Origin of the sequence: Nonomuraea sp. SBT364 (assembly GCF_001083785.1) — a bacterium.
GTDB lineage: Bacteria > Actinomycetota > Actinomycetes > Streptosporangiales > Streptosporangiaceae > Nonomuraea.
This window is the reverse complement of the sequence record NZ_LAVL01000122.1, coordinates 1-25,955: the sequence shown is the minus strand read 5'-3', so window position 1 is coordinate 25,955 and position 25,955 is coordinate 1. Positions and strand designations below refer to the sequence as shown.

General features: G+C 71.6%; 19 protein-coding genes. 11 read left to right on the top strand and 8 right to left on the bottom strand.

All coding sequences use genetic code 11. From position 1 onward, the window contains the following. The 3 genes from ADY59_RS35115 to ADY59_RS35105 all read right to left on the bottom strand — a co-directional run. A partial coding sequence (locus ADY59_RS35115; protein ID WP_049571712.1) for a wax ester/triacylglycerol synthase domain-containing protein occupies positions 1–524 on the bottom strand: 524 nt, incomplete at its 3' end. Between the two features lie 147 nt (positions 525–671). Beyond that, complete coding sequence (locus ADY59_RS35110) at positions 672–1,718, bottom strand: sulfite oxidase (protein ID WP_053175450.1); 1,047 nt, start codon at positions 1,716–1,718, stop codon at positions 672–674. Positions 1,719–1,879: 161 nt separating this feature from the next. Further along, entirely contained in the window at positions 1,880–2,578 is a 699-nt protein-coding gene (locus ADY59_RS35105) for a GbsR/MarR family transcriptional regulator (RefSeq protein WP_231619043.1), read from the bottom strand. Between the two features lie 186 nt (positions 2,579–2,764). Between ADY59_RS35105 and ADY59_RS35100 the strand changes: the two genes are divergently transcribed. Further along, entirely contained in the window at positions 2,765–4,006 is a 1,242-nt protein-coding gene (locus tag ADY59_RS35100; protein WP_049571707.1) for a serine hydrolase domain-containing protein, read from the top strand. 59 nt (positions 4,007–4,065) lie between these two features. Here the strand turns inward: ADY59_RS35100 and polX are convergent, their stop codons facing one another. The 3 genes from polX to ADY59_RS35085 all read right to left on the bottom strand — a co-directional run bounded on the left by polX (position 4,066) and on the right by ADY59_RS35085 (position 7,740). Continuing rightward, positions 4,066–5,748, bottom strand: coding sequence for a DNA polymerase/3'-5' exonuclease PolX (gene polX / locus ADY59_RS35095; protein WP_049571704.1), 1,683 nt, complete (start codon positions 5,746–5,748; stop codon positions 4,066–4,068). 39 nt (positions 5,749–5,787) lie between these two features. After that, on the bottom strand, positions 5,788–6,672 hold the full coding sequence (locus tag ADY59_RS35090) for a hypothetical protein (protein WP_049571702.1): 885 nt from the start codon (positions 6,670–6,672) through the stop codon (positions 5,788–5,790). Between the two features lie 99 nt (positions 6,673–6,771). Beyond that, complete coding sequence (locus tag ADY59_RS35085; RefSeq protein WP_049571699.1) at positions 6,772–7,740, bottom strand: aldo/keto reductase; 969 nt, start codon at positions 7,738–7,740, stop codon at positions 6,772–6,774. 411 nt (positions 7,741–8,151) lie between these two features. On the opposite strand from ADY59_RS35085, the gene ADY59_RS35080 reads away from it, so the two are divergent. The 3 genes from ADY59_RS35080 (at position 8,152) to ADY59_RS35070 (ending at position 12,587) form a co-directional block, all read left to right on the top strand. Then, a complete protein-coding gene (locus ADY59_RS35080) occupies positions 8,152–8,481 on the top strand; it encodes a CU044_2847 family protein (RefSeq protein ID WP_063780881.1) in 330 nt (109 codons plus the stop codon). Between the two features lies 1 nt (position 8,482). After that, the gene (locus ADY59_RS35075; RefSeq protein ID WP_049571690.1) at positions 8,483–11,125 is read left to right on the top strand and encodes a serine protease; all 2,643 of its coding nucleotides are present in this window, start codon (positions 8,483–8,485) and stop codon (positions 11,123–11,125) included. A gap of 211 nt (positions 11,126–11,336) precedes the next feature. Next, complete coding sequence (locus ADY59_RS35070) at positions 11,337–12,587, top strand: serine hydrolase domain-containing protein (RefSeq protein ID WP_049571687.1); 1,251 nt, start codon at positions 11,337–11,339, stop codon at positions 12,585–12,587. A gap of 132 nt (positions 12,588–12,719) precedes the next feature. Here the strand turns inward: ADY59_RS35070 and ADY59_RS35065 are convergent, their stop codons facing one another. Next, a complete protein-coding gene (locus tag ADY59_RS35065) occupies positions 12,720–16,406 on the bottom strand; it encodes a WD40 repeat domain-containing protein (RefSeq protein WP_197094005.1) in 3,687 nt (1,228 codons plus the stop codon). Between the two features lie 163 nt (positions 16,407–16,569). On the opposite strand from ADY59_RS35065, the gene ADY59_RS35060 reads away from it, so the two are divergent. The 3 genes from ADY59_RS35060 (at position 16,570) to ADY59_RS35050 (ending at position 19,777) form a co-directional block, all read left to right on the top strand. Continuing rightward, positions 16,570–17,436, top strand: coding sequence for a hypothetical protein (locus ADY59_RS35060; RefSeq protein ID WP_063780880.1), 867 nt, complete (start codon positions 16,570–16,572; stop codon positions 17,434–17,436). Between the two features lie 65 nt (positions 17,437–17,501). After that, a complete protein-coding gene (locus ADY59_RS35055; protein WP_049571684.1) occupies positions 17,502–17,951 on the top strand; it encodes a peptidase inhibitor family I36 protein in 450 nt (149 codons plus the stop codon). A 134-nt stretch (positions 17,952–18,085) separates the two neighbouring features. Further along, the gene (locus tag ADY59_RS35050) at positions 18,086–19,777 is read left to right on the top strand and encodes an AMP-binding protein (RefSeq protein ID WP_049571681.1); all 1,692 of its coding nucleotides are present in this window, start codon (positions 18,086–18,088) and stop codon (positions 19,775–19,777) included. A 4-nt stretch (positions 19,778–19,781) separates the two neighbouring features. On the opposite strand, the gene ADY59_RS35045 is transcribed toward ADY59_RS35050, so the two are convergent. Further along, positions 19,782–20,330, bottom strand: a complete 549-nt coding sequence (locus ADY59_RS35045) for a hypothetical protein (RefSeq protein WP_156325920.1) — start codon at positions 20,328–20,330, stop codon at positions 19,782–19,784. A gap of 349 nt (positions 20,331–20,679) precedes the next feature. Between ADY59_RS35045 and ADY59_RS35040 the strand changes: the two genes are divergently transcribed. The 4 genes from ADY59_RS35040 to ADY59_RS35030 form a co-directional block, all read left to right on the top strand. Then, positions 20,680–21,804, top strand: coding sequence for a sensor histidine kinase (locus tag ADY59_RS35040; RefSeq protein WP_049571674.1), 1,125 nt, complete (start codon positions 20,680–20,682; stop codon positions 21,802–21,804). Positions 21,805–21,921: 117 nt separating this feature from the next. Beyond that, on the top strand, positions 21,922–24,504 hold the full coding sequence (gene lanKC, locus ADY59_RS35035) for a class III lanthionine synthetase LanKC (RefSeq protein WP_049571671.1): 2,583 nt from the start codon (positions 21,922–21,924) through the stop codon (positions 24,502–24,504). Then, the gene (locus ADY59_RS50550; protein ID WP_156325919.1) at positions 24,491–24,622 is read left to right on the top strand and encodes a SapB/AmfS family lanthipeptide; all 132 of its coding nucleotides are present in this window, start codon (positions 24,491–24,493) and stop codon (positions 24,620–24,622) included. Before lanKC ends, ADY59_RS50550 begins: the two co-directional genes overlap by 14 nt. A 79-nt stretch (positions 24,623–24,701) precedes the next feature. Further along, positions 24,702–25,955: ABC transporter transmembrane domain-containing protein (locus ADY59_RS35030; protein ID WP_049571668.1), on the top strand; the 1,254-nt coding region annotated here is incomplete at its 3' end.

Here is a 25,955-nt window from a genome sequence, read left to right as displayed (position 1 = left end):
CGCCTCTCTGGCTGCCCGTTGGCGGCCGTCGCCGGGCAGGGCGGGGCCGGCTCGGGGGTCAGGTCGAGGAGGGCGGCCAGGGTCTCGGCGCCCGAGACGCCGTCGATCGCCGCGTGGTGCACCTTGGTGTAGACGCCGACCAGGCCGCCGGCCAGCCCGTGGATGAGGTGCATCTCCCACAGCGGATGCGCCCGGTCCAGCCGCCTGGCGTGGATCTCCGCCACCGCGCCGGCGAGCTGCCGCTCACCGCCAGGCGCGGGCAGCGTCAGCTCGAACAGGTGGTTGTCCAGGTCGAAGTCCGGGTCGGAGACCCAGTACGGACGATCCAGCCCGAACGGCACCTCGGCCAGCCGCAGCCCGAGCGCCGGAGCCAGGTGCAGCCGCCGCAGCAGGAGCCCGGCCAGGGCCCGCCGGTTGAGCCGCCCCCCGGCGGGGTCGACGATCGCCAGGCCCGCCACGTGCGCGGCGGTCGTCGCGGACTCGACGTTGAGGAACTGCGCGTCGAGCGCGGTCAGCTGGCGCATCTGCTCTCCCATTCTCCCGGGGACAGGGTCGACGATCACACAAAAGGATTTCCCGTACGTTTCCGCGAAAGTCTTACAGATGAATTCGGCGGCCTCGCGCACCCCGTTCCCCGAATGGCCAGCTCAGCCCCGGTCAGTGACATTTCCCTAACCGAGTGGCACCCGTACGGGATGGCGCACGACGGCGTCGAACCCGTAGCCCTGCGGATGCCACGGCGTCGCCGCGGGCTGCGTAGCGCCGGTCTCGTCGGTCGCCCTGGCCATCAGCACGTGCTGTCCAGGACGGCTCGGCGCCCACTCCACGTGCCACGGCAGCCAGGCTCTGACCAGGTGCTGCCCATGGTGCCCGGCCTTGCGCCAGGTCGCCCCGCCGTCGGTGCTGACCTCCACGCGGACGATCCGCCCGTGCCCGGACCACGACCTGCCGCGCAGCACGTACGGGCCGCCCGCCGGCAGCGTTGCGTCCCAGGCGAGCTCGAACGCGCTCTTCACCGGCTGTTCGGCGACGTCCCGGTAAAACTCGGTGTTCCACGGCGTAAATATCTCCCTGGTGAAAACTTGAATGTCACCCAGCCACTTGATGGACGCTATTCCCGCCCACCCCGGCACCACCAGGCGCACCGGAAATCCATGGTCGGGCGGCAACGGCTCGCCATTCATCTCGTACGCGACGAGCACGTCGTCCATCGCCTTGCCGGCGGGCAGCGGCCGGCGCACCCGCCCGTAGTCCTCGAACGGCGCGTCGAGCCCCCGCGCCAGCACGTCCACCGCCTCCCGCCGGATCCCCGACGCCCGCAGCAGGTCGCGCAGCGGCACGCCCCGCCACCGTGCCACGCCGATGGCGCCGAGCCCCCACTGCGTCCCCGGCGCGGGCTCGCCCTGCTGGGTCCCGTAGAACCGCCGCCCGTTGCCGGCGCACTCGATGGCGGCGTCGACCGTCCGCGACGGCATGGCGCGCAGCTGCTCGTAGGACCAGCCGGCCGCCTGCCGTACCCCCTCGCCGTGCACCCGCAGCCGCCACGTGGCCGCGTCGATGTGCGGCGTGCGGGTGTGGTTGCGTACGAAGAACCGGTCGGTGGGCGTGTGGTAGCCCTGACCCGCCATGCCCTCCCAGCGCATCTCCGCACTGACGCCGCGCAGCACGAACAGACTCCGTGGCACCGGCTTCACCATCGTGACCAGCGTGTGCGTCATGCCCGACCTCCCCGCATGGTCCTTTCCCTATTTCCTACCTGTAAACCATGTAATGAGCTCTCGCGCAAGACCCTGTCCCCGTCGTGAGCCGAACCCGCCCCCGCCGATCCTGCCCTGACGTGACGGTGCGTAACATTCCCCTGCGCTGTGTCGCCGGGCGGTCACGCCAGGAGGTGGCGCCAGCGGTCGGCCGACTCGATCATGTCCAGGCTGAGATGTTCGAGGAACGCCGCCGTCTTGGCCAGGCGTCGCCCCACCGGGCTGTCGGGTCCGTAGGTCTCGGCCACCGCCCTCGTGGCCCGCACCGTCTCAAGGGTCTGCCGCCTGCTGATAGCGACGGAGTGGTACCAGGCGTCGTCGTCGATCGCATAGATGTCGCGACGGTGCCGCCGATCGCGTTCGCGCCGCGCGTATCCCGCCTGGACCAGGTAGTTCACGGCCACGGACACGGAGGCGGGGCTGACGTTCAGTCTGCGGGCCAGGTCGGCGGCGGTGCGCCTGCCGTCCTCGGACAGCATCAGGTCATGGTGCACGCGCGCGGCCGTCCTCGGCATCCCCGCGCTGACCGCCATCTCGATGATCTCCTGTTCCATCAGGGCGACCGGTGTCGGTGCCGTGGCCGTGGCCGTGGGCGTGGCCGTGGGCAGGGGTGCCGGTGTACCGCGCCGGGAACGCTGGATCGCCGCCTGGTGGGCCTGCTGGGGCCGGTAGCCGGTGGGGCCGCCGTTGCGTGCGATCTCCCGGGTGATCGTCGAGGTGGGCCGGTCGAGCCGCCGGGCGATCTCGCGGTAGGTGAGCCCGTCGCTGAGCCCGGCCGCGATGCGCTGGCGTTCCTGCTGGGTCAATCGTCGTCGTGACACGCCTGTCAGTGTTGCCTTAGCGGGCAAACCATTGCAACACGGTGTTGCTTTCGAGCGCAGCGCCATTGCGCCAATATTGCCGGGCTGACGTGCGCAAACACCCTTTCGCGGATTGACTCGAACTTGAACGCAACGTAGCTTTCGAGCTGCCCGAAACACGTACTATCGCGATTGCGAGAACCGATCATGAGTGCATCCAGAATCTTCCGGCCGGTGGCGGTCACGACCCTGGCAGCCGGGCTGCTGGCCGGGACGGTCACTCCCGCGGTGGCCGCCGCGGACAGCCGCGTGGCCGTCTCGAAGGCCGTCCAGAAGGCCGTCCGGAAGGCCGTCGCCCGGCAGGACCGCCCGGAGACGCAGAAGGCCGTCCAGGCGTTCGTCGACGCCGGTTTCGCCGGGGCGCACATGCGCGTGAACGACGAGCGGGGCGAGTGGACCGGCAGCGCCGGGGTGCGCAAGCTGGGCAGCGCCGCCAAGCCGCCGGCGAACGGGCTGTTCCGGGTGGGCAGCGTCACCAAGACCTTCGTCGCGACCATGATGCTGCAGCTGGTTGCCGAGGGCGAGATCGGGCTGGACACCCCGGTGGCCGGCCACCTGCCCCGGTTCGGGCTGGACCGGCGGATCACGGTGCGGATGCTGCTGCAGCACACCAGCGGCGTGTACAACTACACCGGCGAGCTGGACTCCGACGGGAAGTTCGTGCCGGGGATCATCGGGACGGGGCAGGACCTCGTGGACAAGCGGCTGCGCAGCCACCGGCAGGAGGATCTGGTGCGGTTCGCGTTGTCCAAGCCGGCGCGGTTCGAGCCGGGGACGAACTGGAGCTACTCCAACACCAACTACACGCTGGCCCAGTTGCTGATCGAGAAGATCACCGGCCACTCGTTCGCCCAGGAGATGCAGCGGCGCATCCTGCGGCCGCTCGGCCTGAAGCACACCCTGCCACCGAGCACCCGGACGGCGATCCCCGGGCCGCACGCCCACGGCTACTACCGCTACGAGGACGCCGGCCAGTGGAAGGTGGTCGACGTCACCCGTCAGAACCCCAGCTATCTGGGCGCCGCCGGTGGCATGATCTCGACCTCCGGGGACCTCGCCACGTTCTTCTCCGCACTGAACCGCGGCAAGCTCCTGCCGGCCAGGCTGATGGCGGAGATGCGCAAGCCGCACCCCAAGAGCGGCGCGCTCGGCTACGGCCTGGGAGTGTTCGTGCAGGACCTGGGCCCCAACTGCGGCACCGTCATCCACCACAACGGGAGCGCCCTGGCGGGGTATGCGGCGATCATGTACAGCACCCCCGACGGCAAGAAGACCCTGACCGGCTCGCTCACCATGGGAGACGCCGCGATCGACCCGTCGCAGGCGTACGTGAAGCCGCAGGAGAAGCTGTTGCAGGAGGTGTTCTGCGACGAGCAGACCCCGAGCTGACCAGGCCGGGCGGCCGCGTCAGACCCGGGCCAGCTCTAGCGCCCGACCCAGTGCCCGATTCAGCGCCCGATGAAGGCCAGCAGCCGCTCCAGCGGCCAGGCGTTGATCACGTCGTCGGTGGTGAGCCAGGCCCGCTGCGCGATGCCGACGCCGTAACGCTGGTGCGCCAGGTGCGGGATGGCGTGCGAGTCACTGTCGATGGAGAACTTGACCCCGTGGTGCTTGGCCAGCCGCACCAGGTCGGACGGCAGGTCGGAGCGGTCGGGATAGGAGTCGATCTCCATGGCCGTGCCCGTGCGCGCCGCCGCGCGGAAGATCGCGTCCCAGTCGGCGTCGACCGGCTCCCGCTTGCCGATCTTGCGGGTGGTGGGGTGGCCGATGATGTCCACGTACGGGTTTTCGCAGGCGGCGATGAACCGCCGGGTCATCTCCTCACGCGGCATCGTGAAGTGGGAGTGGACCGACGCCACGCACACGTCGAACGTGCGCAGCACCTCGCCGGGCCAGTCGACCGAGCCGTCGGGCGCGATGTTGAGCTCGGTGCCGTGCAGGATGCGCATGCCGGGATGGCGCGGTTGCAGCTTGGCCACCCGCTCGCGCTGCTCCAGCGCCTTGTCCAGGGTCATGCGCTGCATGGCCAGGTCGGGGGCGTGGTCGGTGACCGCGTAGTAGGAGTAGCCGCGGGCGGCGCCGGCCGCCACCATGTCCTCGAGCGTGGCGATGCCGTCGGTCAGGTCGGTGTGCGTGTGCAGGTCGCCGCGCAGGTCGGACAGCTGCAGGAGGGCCGGCAGCTCGCCGCGCAGCGCGGCCTGCACCTCGCCGCCGTCTTCCCGCATCGGCGGCGGGACGAACCGCATGCCGAGCGCGGCGTAGATCTCCTCCTCGGACTCGGCGGCGATCACCCGCTCACCCTCGAACAGCCCGTACTCGGACAGCTTCCAGCCCTTCTTCACCGCCATCTCCCGGATGGCCACGTTGTGCTCCTTGGAGCCGGTGAAGTATTGCATCGCGGCGCCCCACGAGCCCGCCGGCACCACCCGCAGGTCCACCTGCATGCCGGACGTGGTGCGCACGGACGTCTTCTTGTCGCCGGCCGCGATCACCTCGGCGACGTAGGGCTGGGCGCGGAAGGCCGCCATGATCGACTCGTCGGCCACGGCCAGGATGTCGATGTCGCCGATGGTGTCCTTCATCCGGCGCAGCGAGCCGGCGTAGCCGATGCGCTCGGCCTCCAGCGAGGCCATCACCTGCTCGGCCAGCGCCATGGCGACGCCGATGTGCACCCGGCGGCCGGACTGCTCCAGCTGCTCGACGCCCTTGGCCAGGTTGGCCAGCGTCTTGGGGCCCAGGCCCTTGACGCCGTCGAGGCGGCCGGCGGCGATCGCCTCGCCGAGCGACGCGGGGGAGTCGATGCCGAAATCCTCGAACAGCATGATCGCGGTCTTCGGGCCGAGGGTCGGCACCCGGGTCAGCCGCCGCACCCCTTCGGGCACCCGCCCGCGCAGGTCGTCGAGCTGCCGGAAGCTCCCGCGCTGCAGGAACTCCTCCATCTTCTTCGCGATGGCCTCGCCGACCCCGGGGACGCCGCGCACGTCGACCGCCGCGATGTCGTCGGGGAAGCCGGCGATCGCCTTGGCCGCCTTCTGATAACTGCGCACCCGGAAAGCGTCGCCCCCGGTGAGCGCGAACAGCTCCGCGTATTCCTGGAGGGCGGCCGCAGCCTCCTCGTTTGCCCGTGCCATGGCCCCAAGCTTAGAAGCCCGCACCGACAGATCCGGAGATCAGATCCGGCCGTTGCGCCGCAGGACGTCGACGGCCCCCACCGTGGCCACGCCGCGCCACTCCAGCGCGCCCGCCGGCGAGATCCGCGCGTAGTCGACGCTCCACCCGCCGTCGTCCCGCTGTCCCGCCGCCAGCCGGTCCAGGTCGGCGGCGATCACCTCGGGTGAGAACAGCGCGCGGGCCGGCCGGTCCGGGTACGGCGCTACGTCCAGCGGGCGCAGCACCTCCCCTTCGGCACCGCCCGCCACCGGCAGCACGCCCTCGGCGGGGAAGTGCCCACCGAGCCGCTCCAGCAGCCGGGCCGCCTCCGGGCGGATCTCGTACACGGCGTCGAGGAAGCGCACCGCGAACGACAGCACGTACGCGTGCGGGTCGGACAGCTCCTCGATCGCCCGCAGGCAGTAGTCGGTGGCCCGTGCGAGCCACGGGTGGGCAGCCACGGCCGGGTCGTGCGCGGCGACGCGATACGCGGCCGCCGCCGACACCGAGGTGATCTGCAGCGACGAGACGTCCTGGGGAGCGCCCGACCACCACGGCGCCGTCGCCGCCGGTACGGTCAGCGGCAGCGCGAACGGCAGCCCGCCGTCGGGCAGCGTCACCGACGCCAGCCAGTCGCACAGCTCCGCCGCCCGCGGCGAGATGTCCGGCGCGATCTCCCCGAACACCTCGAAGGCGTGCAGCGCGGCCCCCGGCTGGCTCTCGGGCGAGCGCAGGTCGGGCTCCAGCCCCCACCCGTAGCCGCCGCCGGGGTTGCGGTAGGCGTCCAGCGCGGCGAGCACGCCGCCGGCGTCACCGTCGCCCCACAGCAGGTCGAAGCGGCGCCGGTCGAGAATCCTGGCGTGGCCGGCCATGAACGCGGCGGCCACGGAACGGTCGAAGGTCATACGGGCATCCTGCTACGTCCGCGACCTGCGGTCTTGTACGTCCCGGCCACGTCAGGGCACGCGTCGCACCGGCGCGGAGAACGCCGGACAGGCCCGCGGCTAGAAACGCACCTCCCGAGGACGGTACGGCTCGGCCAGGAAGCTCAGCTCCTTGTCCGAGAGCTCGACGTCCACGGCGGCCACCGCGTCGTCCACGTGCGCGTCCTTGGTGGCGCCCACGATCGGCGCCGTGACGCCCGGCTGCCGCATCAGCCAGGCGAGCGCCACCTGCGCGGCCGGCAGCCCGCGCCCGCGCGCCACCTCCGCCACCCGCTCCACGATGACCCGGTCGTTGTCCGGCTCGTACAGGTAGCCGATGCGCTCGTCCGATCCCGTACGGGCGGTCGTCGCGGCCGACCCGGCGCGCGCCAGCACGCCGCGCGCCAGCGGGCTCCACGGGATCACGCCCACGCCCTGGTCGGCGCAGAGCGGCAGCATTTCCCGCTCCTCCTCCCGGTAGAGCAGGTTGTAGTGGTTCTGCATCGAGACGAACTTCGTCCAGCCGTTGCTCTCCGCCACGTGCTGCGCCTTGGCGAACTGCCACGCCCACATGCTGGAGGCGCCCAGGTATCGGGCCTTGCCCGCCTTGACGACCTCGTGCAGCGCCTCCATCGTCTCCTCGATCGGCGTCTCGTCGTCCCAGCGGTGGATCTGGTAGAGGTCGACGTGATCGGTGCCGAGGCGGCGCAGCGAGGCGTCGACGGCGGCGTGGATGTGCTTGCGCGACAGCCCCCGGTCGTTGGCGCCGCGGCCCATCGGGAAGTAGACCTTGGTGGCCAGCACGTAGTCGTCGCGCCTGCGGAAGATGCCACGCAGCAGGCTGCCGGTCACGCTCTCGCTGGCCCCGGCGCTGTAGACGTCGGCGGTGTCGAAGAAGGTCACCCCGGCGTCGGCCGCCCGGCGCACGATCGGCTCGGCCTGCTCCTCCGTCAGCGCCCACTCCTGGCGGGCCGGGTCGCCGTAGCTCATCATCCCCAGACACACCCGCGAAACCCGCAAACCGCTGTTACCCAGTCGCATGTACTCCATGACGCCCACCCTAGGACCCGCCGCCCGGCTGCCGTCGACGGCCAACCGGGCCGGACCAGGCCGAGTCCCCGATCCGGGACCGTCCCGATCTTCACCTGCGCACGGGATGGCCGGTGAGCTCCTCAAGAGCCCCCGAGCGGGCCGGCCATCACTCCACACCGCGCCATTCACCGCCCGGCCCCAGTCGTTCGGCGGCACGTCGAGAAGGCACTCTGCTCCGCTTCCGGCTGCCACGGCAACGCGGTTTGGAGGGTGGCCAGCGGCGCGCATGTGGTGGGGATGATAGATCGATCCGCTCGCCTATTTGTCCTCAAATAGGTCTATTTGTTGTGCTATGCGAAGAGGCGGGTGGCGGGCGTTCGTGGTGCGATAATCGGGAGTGCATCCCGATCCACACCCCTTTGGAGCGCCATGCCCCTGGAATCGGACAGTGTGATTGTTCCTGTACGCACCAGTGCAGGTGACTTGGTCCATATCTCCGCCACGCCCATCTCTGCTCCCGTCGACGGCGAGATTGAACTGTCCTCCCGTGACGACAAACTCAAGGATGCCCTGTCGGCGCTCAGTGGATTCGCCGGCGATCTGGTAGAAACCTTGCGTGAGCTGGAGACAAGCAAGATGACCGTTGAATTCGGCTGTGAATTCGCTGTCGAGAGCGGTTCCCTGGTGGCTTTCATCGGCAAGGGAACCGGTAAGTCGGCTGTGAAAGTGACACTTGAATGGACGCGCCCGGGCAGCTGACATGGTTCTTGCCGATCCTCTGCCTCTCGCTCTCAAGTCAGCCACGGTCGCGCTCTCTTCCGGGGCGAGCACGGGCACCGGTTTCTTCATAGCGCCCGGGGTGGTGCTGACCTGTGCTCACGTGGTGGCCGGGGAAAACGTGGTGCGCGGGCAGTGGCAGGGCCGCCAAATAGAGTTCCGGGTGAATACGAGGTCTCGCGACGAGGACTCGCCGGATCTCGCGGCGCTGTACTGGGAAACGTCCATTGACCACCCCTTCGTTGCTCTGGCGCCGCTGGTCTCGCCCGGCGACGACCTGTGGTCCTGGGGCTATCCCAAGGGCTCGTACTCATCGGGGGACTCAGTCGCACTGAAGTACGACGGTCCCTCGCAGCGGCATGACGGGGAGTTGATCCGCGCCAGTGGTGCGCGCCTCACTCCCGGATTCAGCGGCGCCCCCGTGCTCAACCGACGTACGGGCGGCGTGTGCGGGGTTGTCAGGCTGGGCGACCGAAACGACTCTGTCAGTCGACTGATCCCGGCTGACAAGATCCTCGATGCATATCCGGATCTGTCGCGTCACCATCTGCCTCCGCACACCAACATCGATTGGCTGGACCTCCTCGAGGATGAACAGCTACGTGCCGGAGGATGGCGCTATCCAAGCCGTCAGCTGCTGGCCTATCTAGAAGCACTGCGTGGTTTTGTGCGGTCCCACCCGTATGCGGTCTCCATGCCTAACACGCCGCCGCTCTCCACGGTTTACCTTCGCCAGCATGGCGTGAGCTTGCAGCGTGTAGGGGAGGAGGATTCACTCATCCACCTGCCAGGACCCGAATCGGCTGACCCTGGGACGAGTGGCACGCAGCAGCTGTTCACCCGGCACCGGAACACCCTCATCCTCGGCCGCCCGGGAGCGGGCAAGTCCAGCCTGCTCAGATATGTTGCCGAGATGGCGGCCCGGGACTGGTCGTCGGTCAAGGACGGGGCTTTCGTCCCTGCGTACGTGCCGGCCAGGGCACTGAGAAGCCGGACCAGCTTCAGCGCGACCCTGGCTGCCGCTGTGAACCGGGAGTTGGGGACGTGGCTCGACGTCAGCCTGCCTGATGAGTGGTTCGCCAGACAGCCCATACCCGGAGTGCCGTGGCTTCTTCTCGTGGACGGCATCGACGAAATCCTCACGGCCGACGGCAGGCGCGAAGCGATCAACTCGATCACGCATCGACGTGGTGCGGAAGACTATCGATTCCTCATCGCCAGCCGACCACTTCCACAGCAGGAGATCGATCAGCTGCTGGAGGCGGGAGCGGGCGCGTACGAGATCCTGCCTTTCTCTCCTGATCAGCTCTTGACGCTGGCGGAGTTGTGGTTCGACGCCCTGGATCTCGATCGGCCACGCCCGCTGGCCGAGCGCTTCCGAGCGGAGCTCGAGCGCAGCAGGATCGCGCATCTGGCTCGTGTCCCTCTGCTCGCCACGATGCTTTGTGTCGTATTTGCCGGGAACCCCGCGCAGGGCCTACCTCACAGCCGGGGCGAACTCTATGAGCGCTACATCACTTTGCTGATGTCCAAGCAATATCAGCACGTTGACATCTATGAGCGCCTGGATCGACGGGCGAAGTTGTACGGGCCGGCGGCCCGCCGGGCTGTGGAGATCCTGGTGCGTAGGGCTCGGCCCTTGCTCGAGCGCCTTGCCGCCATGCGCCATCGTGGTGATCAGCGGCCTTTGATCGAGCTGCTGCAGGCATGGACCGCGTCTTTATGGCCCCGATGCATGCCGGAAGGCGAATGGATTCAGATCCTCCAGGATCTGCTGCGGCAGAGCGGTGTCATGACGCAGCGAAGGGGGGAATTCGTCTTCGTCCATATGACCGTGGAAGAGTATATGGCCGCCCAGTACGCAGCATATGAACTGACGCCGGACGTAGCGAATTATCTGGTGTTCCTCCAGCGCGATGAGCAGTCATATCGGCAGTTCCTCGCGCACGCGTGCGTCAGATCCGGCGTCTCATTTGAGAGAGGGGCGCTGCACGCGCTCCAGAACGGGAAGCCGGGCGATGCGATGTTTGTTGCGACGTTGCTGCGTGACGGTGTGGAACTGGGTGCGGCGGTCCGGGCAGCCGCTGCGAACCGGCTCAGCCGGATCGCAGTCTCCTCGGAATCGGGTCACCTCGCTGCTGAGTTGCGTATCGCGGCGGCTCACGAACTTTTCTATCTCTCGCCGGAGAAGGGATTGGCCCCGCTCGTGCGTATCGCCGAAAATACGCGCGGCTCGCGTTTTGATCGGATCGAAGCCGCAAGGCAACTGGTGGAACTCGATTTCGGTCTCGGGGTCAGGCTGCTCATGGATCTGACTCACGCCAGCACATCGGCCGGCTCCGGGGAGTGCCTCCGGGCCGCGCGTTATCTTCTGGAATTCGATGCCTCGCTCGGGCTGGCAGCTCTGGAGCGCCTTGCCCGAAACCCGAATCTGGACGGCTGGACGCGTGTGGAGATCGCGGTCGAGATAGGAGAATGGGACAAGAGCATGTCGCGCACCATGCTGATGGACCTCGCGGAGGATTCGGTACTCGAACTTCTGTGCCGTCTGGAGGCGATCGAGCTGCTGGGGTCCGACGCGCCGGCTGATCTGGCGGCCGATCTGTATGATCAGCGGCTTGCCTGAGACCCGAATCCGGCCAGGCTCACCCTCGACGTGATCGCCGGTCGGCGGGCCACAGTTCGGCCGGCCAGTTCTCGGCGGCGGTGGCGACGGCGTCGACCGGCTTGCCGTGGCCAGGACGCGGCCGTCCGGGCGTGAGAGCTGACTTCTGTCATGCGGGAGCTGTGACACAGCGCACTGACCTCCGCCGAGCGGAAGGCTCATGCTGAGTGCCATGACCATTCGTCGATTCAGCACGCTCGCCTCGCGGCTGGGAGCCGCGACCCTGACCGCCGCGCTGCTCGCGGCGGGACCCGTGGCCGCCGCCGAGGACGGCGGCCTCGACCGGCAGCGGTTGCGCCAGACGCTGGACGCCATGCACGAGGCCGGCATGTACGGCACCTATTCGAACGTCGTGGACGGCCGGCGGAGCTGGAAGGGAGCCGCGGGCGTCGCCGACGTCGAGACCCGCCGTCCGATGCGGCCCGAGATGGTGCACCGGGCCGGGAGCATCACCAAGTCCTTCGTCGCCGTGGGCGTATTACAGCAGGTCGGCAAGGGCACGATCGAACTCGACGCCCCCATCGGCCGTTACCTGCCGGATCTGATCCCGGGTGAGCGCGGGCAGCAGATCACCGTACGCATGCTGCTCAACCACACCAGCCACATCGCCGACCACACCGGGGTGATCTTCCCGACGATCGAGAGCCTGGACGCCAACCGCTTCCGCGCCTTCCGGCCGGAGGATCTGGCACGGGCGGGGCTCGGCGCACCAGCGACCGGGCAGCCGGGGGTGGCACCCGGGTCGTACTCGAACACGAACTTCGTCATCGCCGGCTTGCTGCTGGAGAAGGTGACGGGCACGAGTGCCGAGCGGTACCTGACCGAGCATGTCTTCCGGAAGGCCGGGCTGCGGCACACGTCGTTCCCGCGCACGCCGTACCTGCCCGGGCCGAACTCCAAGGCGTACGAGGCGCTGTTCGGCTACTTCGACCCGCCCAAGGACTACAGCGTCTACAACATGTCCTGGGCCTGGACGGCGGGTGCGGTCGCCTCGACGATGGACGACCTCAACCGCTTCTTCCGGCTGCTGCTGCGCGGCGAGCTGCTCGACGCGACTCTGCTCGCCGAGATGCAGAAGACCGTGCCCATCCGGTCCTTCTCGGGTGCCGTGATCGACTACGGTCTCGGGACCTTCCCCCTCGACCTGCCATGCGGAAGATTCTGGGGGCACGACGGGAGCGTCCCCGGCATGCAGACCTTCGCGTTCTCCAGCACCGGCGGCGGACGCCAGTTCGCGTTCGGCACCAACCTGAGGAACTACCAGCAGGTCGACGAGAACGGTAGTCCTGTCGCGCACGCCATCGACTTCGCGCTCGGGAACCACTTGCTGGAGGCGGCGTGCGGGCCTGACGCGGGCGCGGCGACCAGGGCGGCACGGCCGCTCCCGGCGATCGGCGTGGACGGCGGCACGGCCACACCGTGACCGGCGGCGCGGCGCGGAGGCGGCCGGTAACGGCGTCCGCGGCGGCGGCGGGGATCGGGGACGGCGTCGAGCACGTCGGCCGGGTAAGCCGCCTGGGTCGCCATGGGGCTGCCCGACAGATCCCTGACGGGCTCACTCTGGACGTGATCGCCGGGGGCACAGCGGTTCGGCGGGGGTTCCGGGGAAGTACTGGGACCATTCGTCGCTGGTGATCGGCGGGCTCGTGACCTCGCACACGCGGGCGGCCGTCCGCGCCGGGTCGGTGGGCCACAGCTTGGCCGACCAGTCCTCGCCGGCGGTGGCGACGGTGCGGCCGTCGGGCGCGTAGGCGACGGCGTCGACCGGCTTGCCGTGGCCGCGCAGCGTGGCCAGCCTGGTCCGGCTCGCCACGTCCCACAGGACGGCGGTCCGGTCCGAGCTCGCCGTGGCCAGGACGCGGCCGTCCGGGCTGAACGCGACCGACTTGACCGCGTCCGTGTAGCCGTTCAGCACCGCCAGGCGCGTGGGCGCGGCGGGGGCCGCGACGTCCCACAGCATCACGGTGCGGTCGGAGCCCGCGCTGGCCAGCGTCCGGCCGTCGGGGCTGAACGCCACCGACTTGACCGCGTCCTCGTGGCCCTGGATGACCGAGAACAGCCGCCCGCCGGCGTCCCACAGCCGCACGCTGTGATCGGCGCTCGCCGTGGCGACGACGTTCCGGGTCACCGCCACGTCGTTGACCGGCCCGGTGTGCCCGTGCAGCGTGGTCAGCCGGGTGCGGGCCCGGACGTCCCACAGCGCGGCGGTCCTGTCGGCGCTCGCGACGGCCAGGAGGCGGCCGCCGGGGCCGAACGCCACCGACTCCACCGCGTCGCCGTGCTCGGCGAGCACGACGGAGGTGCGTTCGCGGAGGTTCCACAGCCGGGCGGTGCCGTCCGCGCTCGCGCTGGCCAGCAGGGCGCCGCCGGACCCGAACGCCACCGCGTTGACCGGGCCGGTGTGCCCGCCGAGGACGCGCGACGTGCGGTCGCGTACGTTCCACAGCCGGATGGTCCGGTCGTAGCCGGCGGTCGCCAGCCAGAGGCCGTCCGGGCTGAACGCCGCCCCGTAGACGGAGCTGCGGTGGCCGATGAGCGTGTCGCCCGGCAGGTCCCACAGCCGCGTCGTCTGGTCCGAGCCGGCCGTGACCAGGGTGTGCCCGGCGAACGCGGCGGAGGTGACGGCGCCGGTGTGCCCGGCGAACGCGGCCAGCTCGCGCACCTGCCCCGGGTCGGCGACGTCCCACACCCGCACGGACGCGTCGGCCCCGCCGGAGATCAGCGCGTCGCCGGTGAAGGCCAGCGCGCGCACGGCGTCGGTGTGGCCCTCGGCCACCGCCAGCGGACGGCCCGCCCGGTCCCAGAGGCGCACGGTGCGGTCGTCGCTCGCGGTGGCGAGCCCCGATCCGGTGAAGACCACCGCGTTCACCGCGCCGGTGTGCCCGGCCAGCACCACCGGCGTCCGGCTCGCGAGGTGCCATAACCGCGCGGTGCGGTCGGCGCCGGCGGACGCCAGGGTGCGCCCGTCCGCGCTGAAGGCCAGCGACCGCACCGCGCCGGTGTGCCCGGTGAGCACCTCCGGCTCGCCGCCCTCCAGGTCCCAGACCCGGATCGTGCCGTCGGCGCCCGCGCCCGCCAGCGTACGGCCGTCCGGGCCGAAGGCCACCGCCCCGACCCCGACCCCGCCCCCGGAGCCCGCGAGGCGCGGCAGCGGCGTGGGACGCGCGGGGTCGCTCGTGTCCCAGAGCAGCACCGCGCCGTCCGCGCCCTCCGCGCCGGCCGCCAGGGTGCGGCCGTCCGGGCTCAGGGCCGCCGAGCGCGTGTCCGCCGTCACGGTGGCCAGCGGGCGCGGGTGGCGCCGGTCGCCGGTGTCGGTGAGCCTGATCGTGCCGTCCGCGCTCGCCGTGGCGGCCAGCCGCCCGTCCCGGCTGAGCGTCACGGCCGTCACCGCGTCGCCGTGCCCGGTCAGCCGCGTGGCGTACGGCGTGCCGAAGGCGCTGAGCAGGCTGCCCCGGGTCACCTCGTTGGCCGACAGCCGGTAGGAGGCCAGGCTGAGCTGCGCGGCGAGGGCCGGGTTGGTGACGCGCAACGCGTCCGCCCGGTCGGCGGCCCGCTGGGAGGTGGCGGTGTTGCGCTCGCGGGTCGCCTGGCGCTGGGCGACGACCGCGACGGCGCTCGCGGCGACGGCCAGCACCAGCAGCACGCTCAGCAGCGTCACCAGCCTGCGCAGCCGCCGCACGCCCCGCCGGGCCGCCGCCCGCTCCGCCGCCTCGGCCGCCTCGCTGGCGGCCAGGAACTCGCGTTCGAGCCCGCTCAGCCTGCCGCTCGCCTCGGGCGCCGTGGCCAGCCGGACACCCCGGTAGAGGGCGCTGTCGTCCCGGTCCAGCTCCTGCCAGGCCTGCGCGGCCTCGGTGAGCCGGCGGTGGGCGCGCAGCGCGTCGCGGTCCTCGGTCAGCCACCGGTGCAGGCGCGGCCAGGAGCGGATCAGCGCCTCGTGGGTGAGCTCCACGGTGCCGCCGTCGACGGTGATCAGCCGTTGCCCGGCCAGGCGGCCGAGCACGACCTCGGTGCCGGGGTCGTCGGTGTCCAGCTCGGCGAGCGTCACGCGGCGCTTGGTGTCCTCGGTGCCCTCGCCGAGCGAGGTGAGCCGCAGGAACAGGTCCCTGGCCAGCGTCTGCTGGGCCAGGCCGAGGCCGGCGTGCACGTGCTCGGCGGTGTGCGCGAGCGCGCCGTCGATCCCGCCCGCGGCCTGGAAGCCGGCCAGCGTGAGCGTGTTGCCGCGCCGCCGCCGCCAGGTCTCCAGCAGCGCGTGCGACAGCAGCGGCAGGACGCCGACCCTGCCGTTGGCGTGCGCCACGAGGTCGACCAGCAGCGCCTGCTCGACCACGCAGCCGGCCCGCGCGGCGGGCGCGGTGATGGCGCGCCGCAGCTCGTCGATGGTCATCGGGCCGAGGACGAGCGGGCGGGCCAGCTCGTCGCGCAGGGCCGGGTGCCCGGCGCAGTGGGCGTGGAAGTCCGACCGCACGCCCAGCACCACCCGGCACCGGGAGTTGTCCGCCCGCGCCGCCGTGACCAGCGCCTCGGCGAACCGGGTGCGCTCGGTGTCGTCCCGGCACAGAGTGAAGACCTCCTCGAACTGGTCGACCACGACCAGCAGGTCACCGGGTGAGTCTGCGGCCACCTGGCGCGCCAACAGGTGCAGGGCACGCGGCCCGGCGGCCAGGTCGGCGCGGATGCGCGCCGGGGACGCGCCCGTCAGGCGGGCGAGCTGGACGCCGCACTCCTCCAGCGGATGCGCGCCGGGCGTGAGGATCATCGACCGGTGCGGCCAGCGCGCGAGCAGCCCGGCGCGCAGCAGCGAGGACTTGCCCGCGCCCGACGCGCCGAACACGGCGACGAGCCGGTCGCCGGCCAGCCGCTCGGTCAGTTCGCCGACGAAACGCTCCCGGCCGAAGAACAGGTCGGCGTCCTCGCGCCGGAACGCCGACAGGCCGGCGTACGGCGCCCGCCGCTCCGGCTCGGGGTCGCTTCCGGCGGCCAGCTCGGCCGCGGTGGCGTGCCAGCGCTTCTCCCATGCGGCGGTGTCGCCGTCGCACGCCGCGACGTAGGCCAGGGTCACCGGGAGGCTCGGCAGCCGCTGCCCGCTCGCCGCTCCCGACAGGGTCGCCAGCGAGTAGTGCGCCCGCTTGACCATGTCGCGATATGTCGGACCGCCCGCGCGCCGCCGCAGGTCGCGCAGGTCAGCCGCGAACCTCACCAGCGGGCCGTCGCCGGGAGGCAGCGGGAGCTCCCCTCGTGGCACGCCCCACCCCCGTAGAGCCGGTCACCTCATTCTGCATCAGGAACGTTTGTTCGTCATTTGTTTGTTCGGCGGCCGCCACCGACAGCGAACAGGCACATCCGCGATAGGACCGGAACGGAGAACGGGGAAGCGGGACACCAACGCATACGGGGGATCGGACCACATGAAAGGCGCGTTCATCGCTTTGTGCACGGTCGTGGCGGCCACCGCGACCGGATGTGCCGGCGGCCGGGCGGCGGCGGAGGAGGAGCCGCGTCCCCGGGCGCTGACCTGGCAGCAGGAGCTGCGCGTCGCCGACGCGCGACAGCGCCTGACGCGGCTGTGCATGAACCGTCACGGCTTCGGCTACCGGGAGGAGCGCGGCCTGACCCTGCGGGAGAGCCGCCCGGTGCGCTACGTCCAGGACGACGTGGCGTGGGCGCGTACGTACGGGTACGGCAGCAGGATCGGCGCCGGGAGCGAGCGCGACCCCAACGGCGCCTATCGCCGGAGCCTCTCGCCGTCCCGGCGCGCCGCCTTCGACGCGGCGCTCGACGGCGGCGACGGCGCGCGCGTGCTCAGGGCTGCGTCGCCGGCCGGCGGGGAGATCCGCAGACGCCTCGGCGGCTGCACGGAGGAGGCCGAGCGCGAGCTCTACGGCGACCCGGCCGAGTGGTTCCGCACGAGCAAGGTCGCGATGGGCGTCAGCTCGCTCTACAGCGCGCAGCTCATGGCGGACCCCCAGCTCACCGCGGCGATACGGGCCTGGTCCCGGTGCATGCGGAACGCCGGGGAGCCCTACGAGAACCCCCAGCGGGCCCGCGACGCCGTCCGGGCCGGCACCGACGCGGGGTTCGCCGCCGAGCGGAGGACCGCCGTCGCGGACGCGACCTGCGCCCGCGAGACCTCCCTGCGTGCCGTGGCCGAGGCGAGGGAGGCGTACTACCAGGACCGCCTGCGCGACCGGTTCGGCGAGGACGTCGACACCTACCGGCGCCTCGGGCACCGGGCCTACGAGCGGGCCGTGCGCGTCGTCCCGGAACGCCGCTGACCCTTCCCCGCCACCGCAACACCACTACCGCAACACCACCGCAACACCGAAGAGAGGAAACGATCATGCGCAAGTTCACCGTCACGGCGATGCTCCTCGGGCTCGCCACCCTGGGCGTCACCGTCCCCGTCACGGCCGCGCAGGCGGCCGGGACCAGCGTCGCCGGCGGCTGCGACGACGACTGGGGCCCGCGCAACGGCAACATGTACGCCTGGCAGGACCTGAACTGCGAGGGCACGCTGCTGATCAGCACGCCGGGCAACAGCTCCTACTGGGGCGCCTCGGCCACCGACAAGGCCTCGTCCGTCATGAACCGGGGCTTCACCGGCGGCAGGGACGCCGTCAAGTTCTACGAGAACATCAACCATGGCGGCGGCCACACCTGCCTGCTGGCGGGTGAGCTGTACGCCGACAACCTGACCGACAACCGGTTCAGCAACGGCGTCATCGTGAACGACAGGATCACCTCGCACAAGTGGGTGACCGCCGGTGAGTGCACGACGATACTGACCTGACGTCTCCGGTGAGAGCGGGCGGTCCGGGATCATCCCGGACCGCCCGTCCCGCGTCCGGACGGGACACGGGTGACAGATCCCCGGTCCGCGGTATGAGATGGGACGCAGCGCTGATCGATCTGAAGGAGTGCCCGATGGACGTCACCGAGGCATACAGGGCGAGCCGGGACCAGTTGCTGTCGCTGCGCGGTGAGCACGAGCGGGCGGTGGCCGACGGCCGCTGGCCGGAGCTGGGCGACCGGTTCAACTGGGCGGTCGACTGGTTCGACGCCGTCGCCCGTGGCAACGACCGGCCGGCCCTGGTGATCGTGGAGGAGGACGGCAGCTCCACCGAGCGCGGCTACGCCGAGATGTCGCGCGCCTCGGACCGGCTGGCGTCGTGGCTGGCGGCGCGCGGGGTCGTCAAGGGCGACGCGGTCATGCTGATGCTGGGCAACCAGGTCGAGCTGTGGGAGTCGATGCTCGCGGTGATGAAGCTGGGCGCCGTCATCCTGCCCGCCACCACCGCGCTCAACACCGCCGACCTGGCCGACCGGATCGCCCGCAGCGGCGCGCGGCACATCGTCTGCAACGCGGCGGACGTGCGGCGCTTCGACGACGTGCCCGGCGACTACACGCGGATCAGCGTCGGCCCGGCCGAGGGCTGGGCCGACCTCAGGGAGGCGGCCGGCCTGCCGTGGGAGCCGATCCCGCACCCGGGCACCTCGACCGGCGACCCGGTGCTGCTCTACTTCACCTCCGGGACGACGTCGCGGCCGAAGCTGGTCGAGCACACCCAGGTCTCCTACCCGGTCGGCCACCTGCCCACCATGTACTTCCTCGGCGTGCGGCCCGGCGACGTGCACCTCAACATCTCGGCCCCGGGATGGGCCAAGCACGCCTGGTCCTGCTTCTTCGCGCCCTGGATCGCCGAGGCGACGATCTTCGTCTACAACTACGGCCGCTTCGACGCGGCGGCGCTGCTCGGCCAGCTGCGGCAGCGCGGGGTCAACACCTTCTGCGCCCCGCCGACGGTGTGGCGCATGCTCATCAACGCGGACCTGGGCGAGCGGCCCAGTGGCCTGCGCGAGGTCATCGGGGCCGGCGAACCGCTCAACCCGGAGGTCATCGAGCAGGTGCGCCGGGCGTGGGGGCTGACCATCCGCGACGGCTTCGGCCAGACCGAGACCACCGCGCAGGTCGGCAACACCCCGGGCGCGCCGGTGAAGCCGGGTTCGATGGGCCGCCCGCTGCCCGGCGTCCCCGTGGTGATGGTGGATCCCGTCACCGGCCGGCCGCTGGACGGGCCGGGGGAGGGCGAGATCTGCCTGGACCTCGCGCGCGGGCCGGTGTCGCTCATGAAGGGCTACCAGGGAGACCCCGAGCGCACCGCCGAGGCGATGGCCGGCGGGCACTACCACACCGGTGACGTGGCGACCGTCGACGACGACGGCTACATCTTCTACGTCGGCCGCACCGACGACGTGTTCAAGGCCAGCGACTACAAGATCAGCCCCTTCGAGCTGGAGTCGGTCCTGATCGAGCATCCCGCGGTGGCCGAGAGCGCCGTCGTCCCGGCTCCCGACCCGGTGCGCACGGCCGTCCCCAAGGCCTACATCGCCCTCGCGCCGGGCCACGAGCCGACGAGGGAGACGGCGTACTCGATCCTCAAGCACGCCCGCGACCACCTGAACCCCTTCCAGCGGGTCCGGCGCATCGAGTTCGCGGAGCTGCCCAAGACGGTCTCGGGCAAGATCCGCCGCGTCGAGCTGCGGGCGCGCGAGGCCGGCGGCGGCGCCACCCCCGGCGAGTGGCGCGACGACCAGTTCCCCGAACTCAAGGGGTGAGCGATCAGGGGAAGACGTTCACGTAGTCGGCCCGGTCGTTGCCGGAGGCGAGGCCGTCCGCCTTGTACCAGGCCCGGGAGCTGTTCAGGGTCGCGGTTCCGTCGTAGATCGTGCCGCCCGCCCGGCCGGACTGGTTGTTCTCCAGGGCGCTGACGATGTCCTGCCAGCCGTAGTCGGCCAGTTCGTACAGGTTGTAGTCGTAGAAGGCGATCATGGCGCCGCCGTCGCGGTCCCACAGCGCGTGCTGGTACAGGCAGTAGTTGCCGTACCCGCAGTGGATCCGGGCGTAGGTCGTCGCGCCGGTCCGGGCGGGCGGGGGGAACGTCATGACCACGCCCCGGTCCGCCCAGGCGATCTGGTTCGCGCCCTGCCGCTTCCCGCCGTACTTGGCGATGTACCCCTCGATCTTGCTCGTCAGGTCGGCGTCGTCCACCGAGGTGAACGCGGAGGCGGCCGGAGACGGGCTGGGCGATGGCGTCACGGCCTCCGCCGGTGACGCGAGCGTTGCGCCGAGCGCGATTCCGGCGAGCAGTGTTGCTGTCCTGGTCCTCATGCTGTCCCTTCACCTCGATACGACCCGAGGCACGCGGGAGCCGAGAAAACAACACCGCCCCCGGGTTTCCTCGGGACGATTATGTGCGGCATTTCATCAGAAATGACAGCGATAAAAGGGACAAAGAGCGCATATTACTTGCCAGGTCCGGCGGCCGTCGTGGGCCGCGCCGTCGCGCGGGGCCGGGCTCGTGTGCCGTGACGGCCAACCTTCCGGCCGTGTCGTCCGTCTACAACGACAGGGGTGTGCAACAGCGGCCCGATCGGGTCCGATGGATAAGAGGCGGGAGGGTGGTGGGCACTCTCGCGACGGTACGGTCCTGTCGGGTCAGCCGCATGGCGGGGGACGGGTGGAAGAGACACGTAGCGTTCGCAGGTCGCGCTCCTGGACGGCCGGTCCCTCGTCCCCGCTGTGGACGGGCGGCATCGGGCTGACCGCCGGGCTGCTCGGCGTCTCCGTGGCGGTGCAGTCGAGCCTGGCCGGGTCCGGGCGGGAGCTGGCCGGGTCGGTGACCTTGCTCGTGCTGCTGGCCGTGCACGCCAGGTTCGTGCTCGGGATGCTCACCGGCCGCAGGCCGGGGTGGTGGGCCGCCGGGCTGCAGTCGTGGCTGACCTACCTGCCGCTGCCGCTGTTCGGGGCGGCGTGGACGCCGGTGTGCGGGCTGCTCGCCGGGGCGTTGCTGCTGGCCGCGGACCGGGTCCGGTCGCTGGTGCTGGTCGCGCTCGCGCTGGTCGCCGGGCCGCTGCTGCTCGCGGCGCCCGAGGAGGCGTCGGTGGATCTCGGCTGGGCGGTCTCCGCGCCGGTGGTCGGGCTGGCGGAGTTCGCGGTGGTGAGCCTGGCCGTGCGGGCGCACCGCCTGTCGGAGGCGCGCACCGAGATGATCGGCAAGGCCGTGTCGTTCGAGCGCCGCCGCTTCACCCGTGACCTGCACGACCTGGTCGGCCACCGGCTCACCGTCCTGGTGCTCAAGGTCCAGCTCATCCAGCGGTTGCTGCGTGACGATCTGGACAAGTGCGAGAGCGAGGTGGGCGAGACGCTCGCGCTGGCGCGCGGGCTGGCCGCCGACGTCCGCGCGGTCGCCCACGGCGTACGGCGCTCCTCGCTGGAACGGGAGCTGAGCTCGGCCCGCGCCCTGCTGGAGTCGGTCGGGGTGCGCTGCCAGGTCAAGGTGTCGTGCCGCGAGCTGCCCTGGGAGGTCGCCGAGGCGCTCACCCACGCGCTGCGCGAAGGCGTGACGAACGTGCTGCGGCACGCCAGCGCCCGCGAGTGCGTGGTGCACCTGCTGGAACGTGACGGCCTGGTGCGCCTGTCGATCCGCAACGACGGCGTCGGCCCGCCCCGCAGGCCCGGCGACGCCGGCCAGGGCCTGCTCAACCTGGCCGAGCGGGTGTCGGTGCTGGGCGGCTGGCTGGAGGCGACGGCGCTCCGCAACGGCGAATTCACATTCACCGTATATCTACCGCGCACCTTATAGTGAAAATTTCACTATTGGCCATTTATTCAACACACATCAGTCATGGTATGTGTTACTAGCGCCAAAGGTGACCCGACGGGCAGTCTCTAACGCAGAGCCGCACCGGAGGTCGCCGCGATGGACCAATACGAGCTGTACTGCCTGGCAGATCCGTTGTTCTACGACAATCTCGACCACAGCACAGCCGATGGCGCGGAATTCCCCAGCCGGCCCGTTCCCGAGGGCTGGTTTCACGACAAGACCGATACTTGGTGCTATTACGCCCCCACTGGTGAGCCGCCTCTTCCCGCCCAGGGCTGGAAGATCCACGTCTCCGCCCGGGCCGACGACGCCGAGCGCGCCATAGCCGCCGTCTGGGACTACTGCGTCCCGCGCGGCATCGCGTTCAAGTTCCTCCGCGGCGCGCCCGTGCTCATCATGATGAACTCCAAGGCCGCCTCCCGCGCCTCCAGCGGCAAGCTCGTCACGATCTACCCGCGCGACGAGGGGCAGCTCGAACTCGTCCTGAAGGAGTTGCACGAGCTGCTGCGCGGGGTGAGCGGCCCGTACATCCTGAGCGACCTGCGCTACGGCGACGGCCCGCTGTTCGTGCGCTACGGCGGGTTCGCCGAGCGGCACTGCCTGTCCGCCTCCGGCGAGCGCGTGCTGGCGATCGAGGACGGCGGCGGACGGCTGGTGCCCGACGTGCGCGGCGCCACGTTCACGGTGCCCGCGTGGACCACGCTGCCCGGGTTCCTCGAACCCCATCTGGCCGCGCGCAACGCCGTCACCACCACCGGCCTGCCGTACACGATCGAGAACGTCCTGCACTTCTCCAACGGCGGCGGCGTCTACCTGGCACGCGACGGGCACACCGGGGAGCGGGTGGTGCTCAAGGAGGCCAGGCCGCACGCCGGGCTGGACGCGGCGGGCCGGGACGCGGTCGCCCGCCTGGAGCACGAACGCGACATCCTGGAGCGGCTGGCCGGGCTGGCCGCCGCGCCGGGCCTGCGCGGCTACTTCACGCTGGGCGAGCACCACTTCCTCGTGCAGGAGTTCGTCGACGGCACGCCGTTGCAGCGCCGGCTCGTGCACCGCTACCCGCTGACCCGCGCCACCTGCACCGACGCCGACCTCGCCGAGTACACCCGCTGGGCGCTCGACACCCTCGACAAGGTCGAACGGGCCGTGGGCGAGCTGCACGGGCGCGGCGTCGTCTTCGGCGACCTGCACCCGGACAACATCCTGCTCACCGACGACGGCCGGGTCGTGCTCATCGACTACGAGGTGGCGACGCTCACCGGCGACGGGGCCCGCGCGGCGCTGGCGCACCCGGCGTTCGCCGCGCCGCCGGACCGGCAGGGCGCCGACGTCGACCGGTACGCGCTGGCCTGCCTGCGGCTGGGGCTGTTCGCCCCGCAGTGCACGATCATGCTGCCGCTGCACCGGCCCAAGGTCGCCCACCTCGGCGAGCTCGTCACCGACGCCTTCCCGGTGCCCCGCGAGAGCGTGGCGGGGGCCGTCGCGACCATCCTGGGCACCGAGCCGGACTCCGCGACCGAGCCCGAGACCCCGCCTCCGCCGATGCCCGGCGCCGCCCCGTGGCCGGAGCTGCGCGCCGCCATGGTCAAGGCCATCCGCGCCTCGGCCACGCCCGAGCGCGACGACCGGCTCTTCCCCGGCGACGTGGCCCAGTTCAAGCCCGGCGGCGGGCTCAACCTCGCCACCGGCGCCGCCGGGGTCCTGTACGCGCTGGACGCCACCGGCGCCGGCCGCTTCCCCGAGTACGAGGAGTGGCTGCTCGCCCGGGCGCTGCGGCCCGCATCCGGCTCCGGCCTCGGCCTGTACGACGGGCTGCACGGCATCGCCTACGTCCTGGACCGGCTCGGCCACCGCCAGACGGCGCTCGACGCGGTCGCCATCAGCCTGCGCGAGAACTGGGAGAACCTGGAGCCCGCGCTGCACTCCGGCCTGTCCGGCCTCGGCCTGAACTTCTTCCACCTCGGCTTCCCCGACGAGGCCCGCCGGGCCGTGGAGCTGTGCGCCGACCGGCTCGGCGGCCCCGGCGACGTGCCCGAGCTCAGCGGCGGCAGCAACCCCAGAGCCGGCCTCATGTACGGCTCGTCCGGGCCCGCGCTGCTCTTCCTGCACGCCTACGAGCGCACCGGCGACCCGGCGCTGCTCGACCTGGCGGGCACCGCGCTCCGCCAGGACCTGCGCCGCTGCCGGCGCGCCGAGGACGGCTCCCTCCAGGTGAACCAGGGCTGGCGGCTGCTGCCCTACCTGGACGAGGGCTCCGTCGGCATCGCCCTCGTGCTGGCCCGCTATCTCGCGCACCGCCACGACGACGAGCTGGCCGGCGAACTGGCCGCGCTGCGGCTCGTCGCGCGCTCCGGCTTCTTCGTCCAGTCAGGGCTGTTCACCGGCCGCGCCGGCATCGTCGCCGCGCTGGCCGGCGACCCTCTGGCGGACGTTCACCTCAGGGCCCTGAGCTGGCACGCCCTGCCCCACGCCGGAGGGCTGGCGTTCCCGGGCGACCAGCTCCTGCGGCTGTCCATGGATTTCGCGACCGGAACGGCGGGCGTCCTGTTCGCTCTCGGCACGGTGCTCAGCACCGGGCCGGGAGAGCGAACCGTCCGGCTGCCGTTCCTTGAGGCCGCACCCGAGCGGCCTGTCCCCGACGAGCTTCGGAAGGAGGTGCAATCACATGGTTCTTCTTGACCTGCAGGGTCTTGAGGCTCCCGCGGCCAGTGACGTGGCCAGCGGCGGCAGCACGCTGACGGTTCTCACGTGTCACTCCGGCAAGCCCAGCAACCTGAGTGTCGCCATCTGCCACTAGATCCTGTGGCTCCGGGTCCCCGCACCGCAGGTGCCGGCGCGGGGACCCGCTTCATTCTTCCCCCCGGAGGAGAGGACCGATGCAGGCCGGAGACCGGCTGGTGCTGGACACGGTACGGCGCGGCGGGCCCTGGCCCGCGATCCTCGCCGCCACCGCGATCGCCGGCTCCGCGGGCGAGCTGGCCCTGCCCTACCTGATCGGCCGGACCGTCGACGCCTTCGTCGACGCCGGGCCCCGGCAGCTGTTCTGGCTGACGCTCAGCGCCTGCGTCGTCGCGGTCGTCATGCTCTGCGAGAGCCTCGGCGTCTGGGCGCGCGGCGCCGGCGCCGCCGCCGGCGCCGCCCGCCTGCGCCTGAACGTGCTCCGGCACGTGCTCGGCGCCGGCCTGCCCGTGACCCGCCGCTTCCCCGGCGGCGAGCTCGTCACCCGCACCGGGCTGAACACCGAAGAGGTCGGCCGCGCGGCCGAGGCCGTCACCGGATCCCTGGCGCCGCTAGTGCCCACCGTGGGCGCGCTCGTCGCCCTCGTCCTCATCGACCCCCGCCTCGCCGCCGCCCTGGCCGCCGGCGTGGTGGCCATCCTGCTGGTGCTGCGCGCCTTCCTGCGCACGACCACCGTCGTCGCGGGCGGCTACCAGGAGGTCCAGGGCGAGATCGCGGCCCGGCTGGTGGACGCGCTCGGCGGCGCCCGCACCATCGCCGCCGCCGGCACCGCCGACCGGGAGGCCGGCCGGATCCTCGGCCCGCTGCCCCGGCTGCGCGAGCGCGGCCTCGGGCTGTGGCGGGCCAACGCCACCGCGGGCGTCCAGGCGGGCCTCGTCGTGCCGCTCGTCGAGGTCGCCGTACTCGCCGCCGGCGGGCTGCTGCTCGCCGCGGGCGACCTCACGATCGGCGAGCTGTACGCCGCCGCCCGCTACGCCGTGCTCGGCGCCGCGCTCAGCACGGCGCTCGGCTACCTCGGCGGCCTCGCCCGCGCCCGCTCCGCCGCCGCCCGCGTCGCCGAGGTGCTCGCCCTCGGCACCCCCCGGTACGGGACCCGCGCCCTGCCGGAAGGCGCCGGCACCGTCGAGTTCCGCTCCGTGACCGCCGCCGGGCTGGCCGTCCCCGAGCTGGTGATCACCGGCGGGACGGTCACCGCCGTCGTCGGGCGCTCCGGGTCGGGCAAGTCCCTCCTGGCCGCGCTCGCCGCCCGCCTCGCCGACCCGTCCGGCGGCGCCGTGCTCCTCGACGGCGTCCCCCTCACCGAGCTGCCCCGCCGCACGCTGCGCCGGGCCATCGGGTACGCCTTCGAACGCCCGGTCCTGTCCGGCGACACCATCGCCGACGCCCTCACC

Excerpts from the sequence above, each read along its gene's own strand:
- polX (WP_049571704.1), bottom strand. The coding sequence starts at position 5,748 with ATGGCACGGGCAAACGAGGAGGCTGCGGCCGCCCTCCAGGAATACGCG.
- ADY59_RS35090 (WP_049571702.1), bottom strand. The coding sequence starts at position 6,672 with ATGACCTTCGACCGTTCCGTGGCCGCCGCGTTCATGGCCGGCCACGCC.
- ADY59_RS35060 (WP_063780880.1), top strand. The coding sequence starts at position 16,570 with ATGAAAGGCGCGTTCATCGCTTTGTGCACGGTCGTGGCGGCCACCGCG.
- ADY59_RS35055 (WP_049571684.1), top strand. The coding sequence starts at position 17,502 with ATGCGCAAGTTCACCGTCACGGCGATGCTCCTCGGGCTCGCCACCCTG.
- ADY59_RS35070 (WP_049571687.1), top strand. The coding sequence starts at position 11,337 with ATGACCATTCGTCGATTCAGCACGCTCGCCTCGCGGCTGGGAGCCGCG.
- ADY59_RS35085 (WP_049571699.1), bottom strand. The coding sequence starts at position 7,740 with ATGGAGTACATGCGACTGGGTAACAGCGGTTTGCGGGTTTCGCGGGTG.
- ADY59_RS35075 (WP_049571690.1), top strand. The coding sequence starts at position 8,483 with ATGGTTCTTGCCGATCCTCTGCCTCTCGCTCTCAAGTCAGCCACGGTC.
- ADY59_RS50550 (WP_156325919.1), top strand. The coding sequence starts at position 24,491 with ATGGTTCTTCTTGACCTGCAGGGTCTTGAGGCTCCCGCGGCCAGTGAC.
- ADY59_RS35050 (WP_049571681.1), top strand. The coding sequence starts at position 18,086 with ATGGACGTCACCGAGGCATACAGGGCGAGCCGGGACCAGTTGCTGTCG.
- ADY59_RS35110 (WP_053175450.1), bottom strand. The coding sequence starts at position 1,718 with ATGACGCACACGCTGGTCACGATGGTGAAGCCGGTGCCACGGAGTCTG.
- ADY59_RS35100 (WP_049571707.1), top strand. The coding sequence starts at position 2,765 with ATGAGTGCATCCAGAATCTTCCGGCCGGTGGCGGTCACGACCCTGGCA.
- ADY59_RS35045 (WP_156325920.1), bottom strand. The coding sequence starts at position 20,330 with ATGAGGACCAGGACAGCAACACTGCTCGCCGGAATCGCGCTCGGCGCA.
- lanKC (WP_049571671.1), top strand. The coding sequence starts at position 21,922 with ATGGACCAATACGAGCTGTACTGCCTGGCAGATCCGTTGTTCTACGAC.
- ADY59_RS35080 (WP_063780881.1), top strand. The coding sequence starts at position 8,152 with ATGCCCCTGGAATCGGACAGTGTGATTGTTCCTGTACGCACCAGTGCA.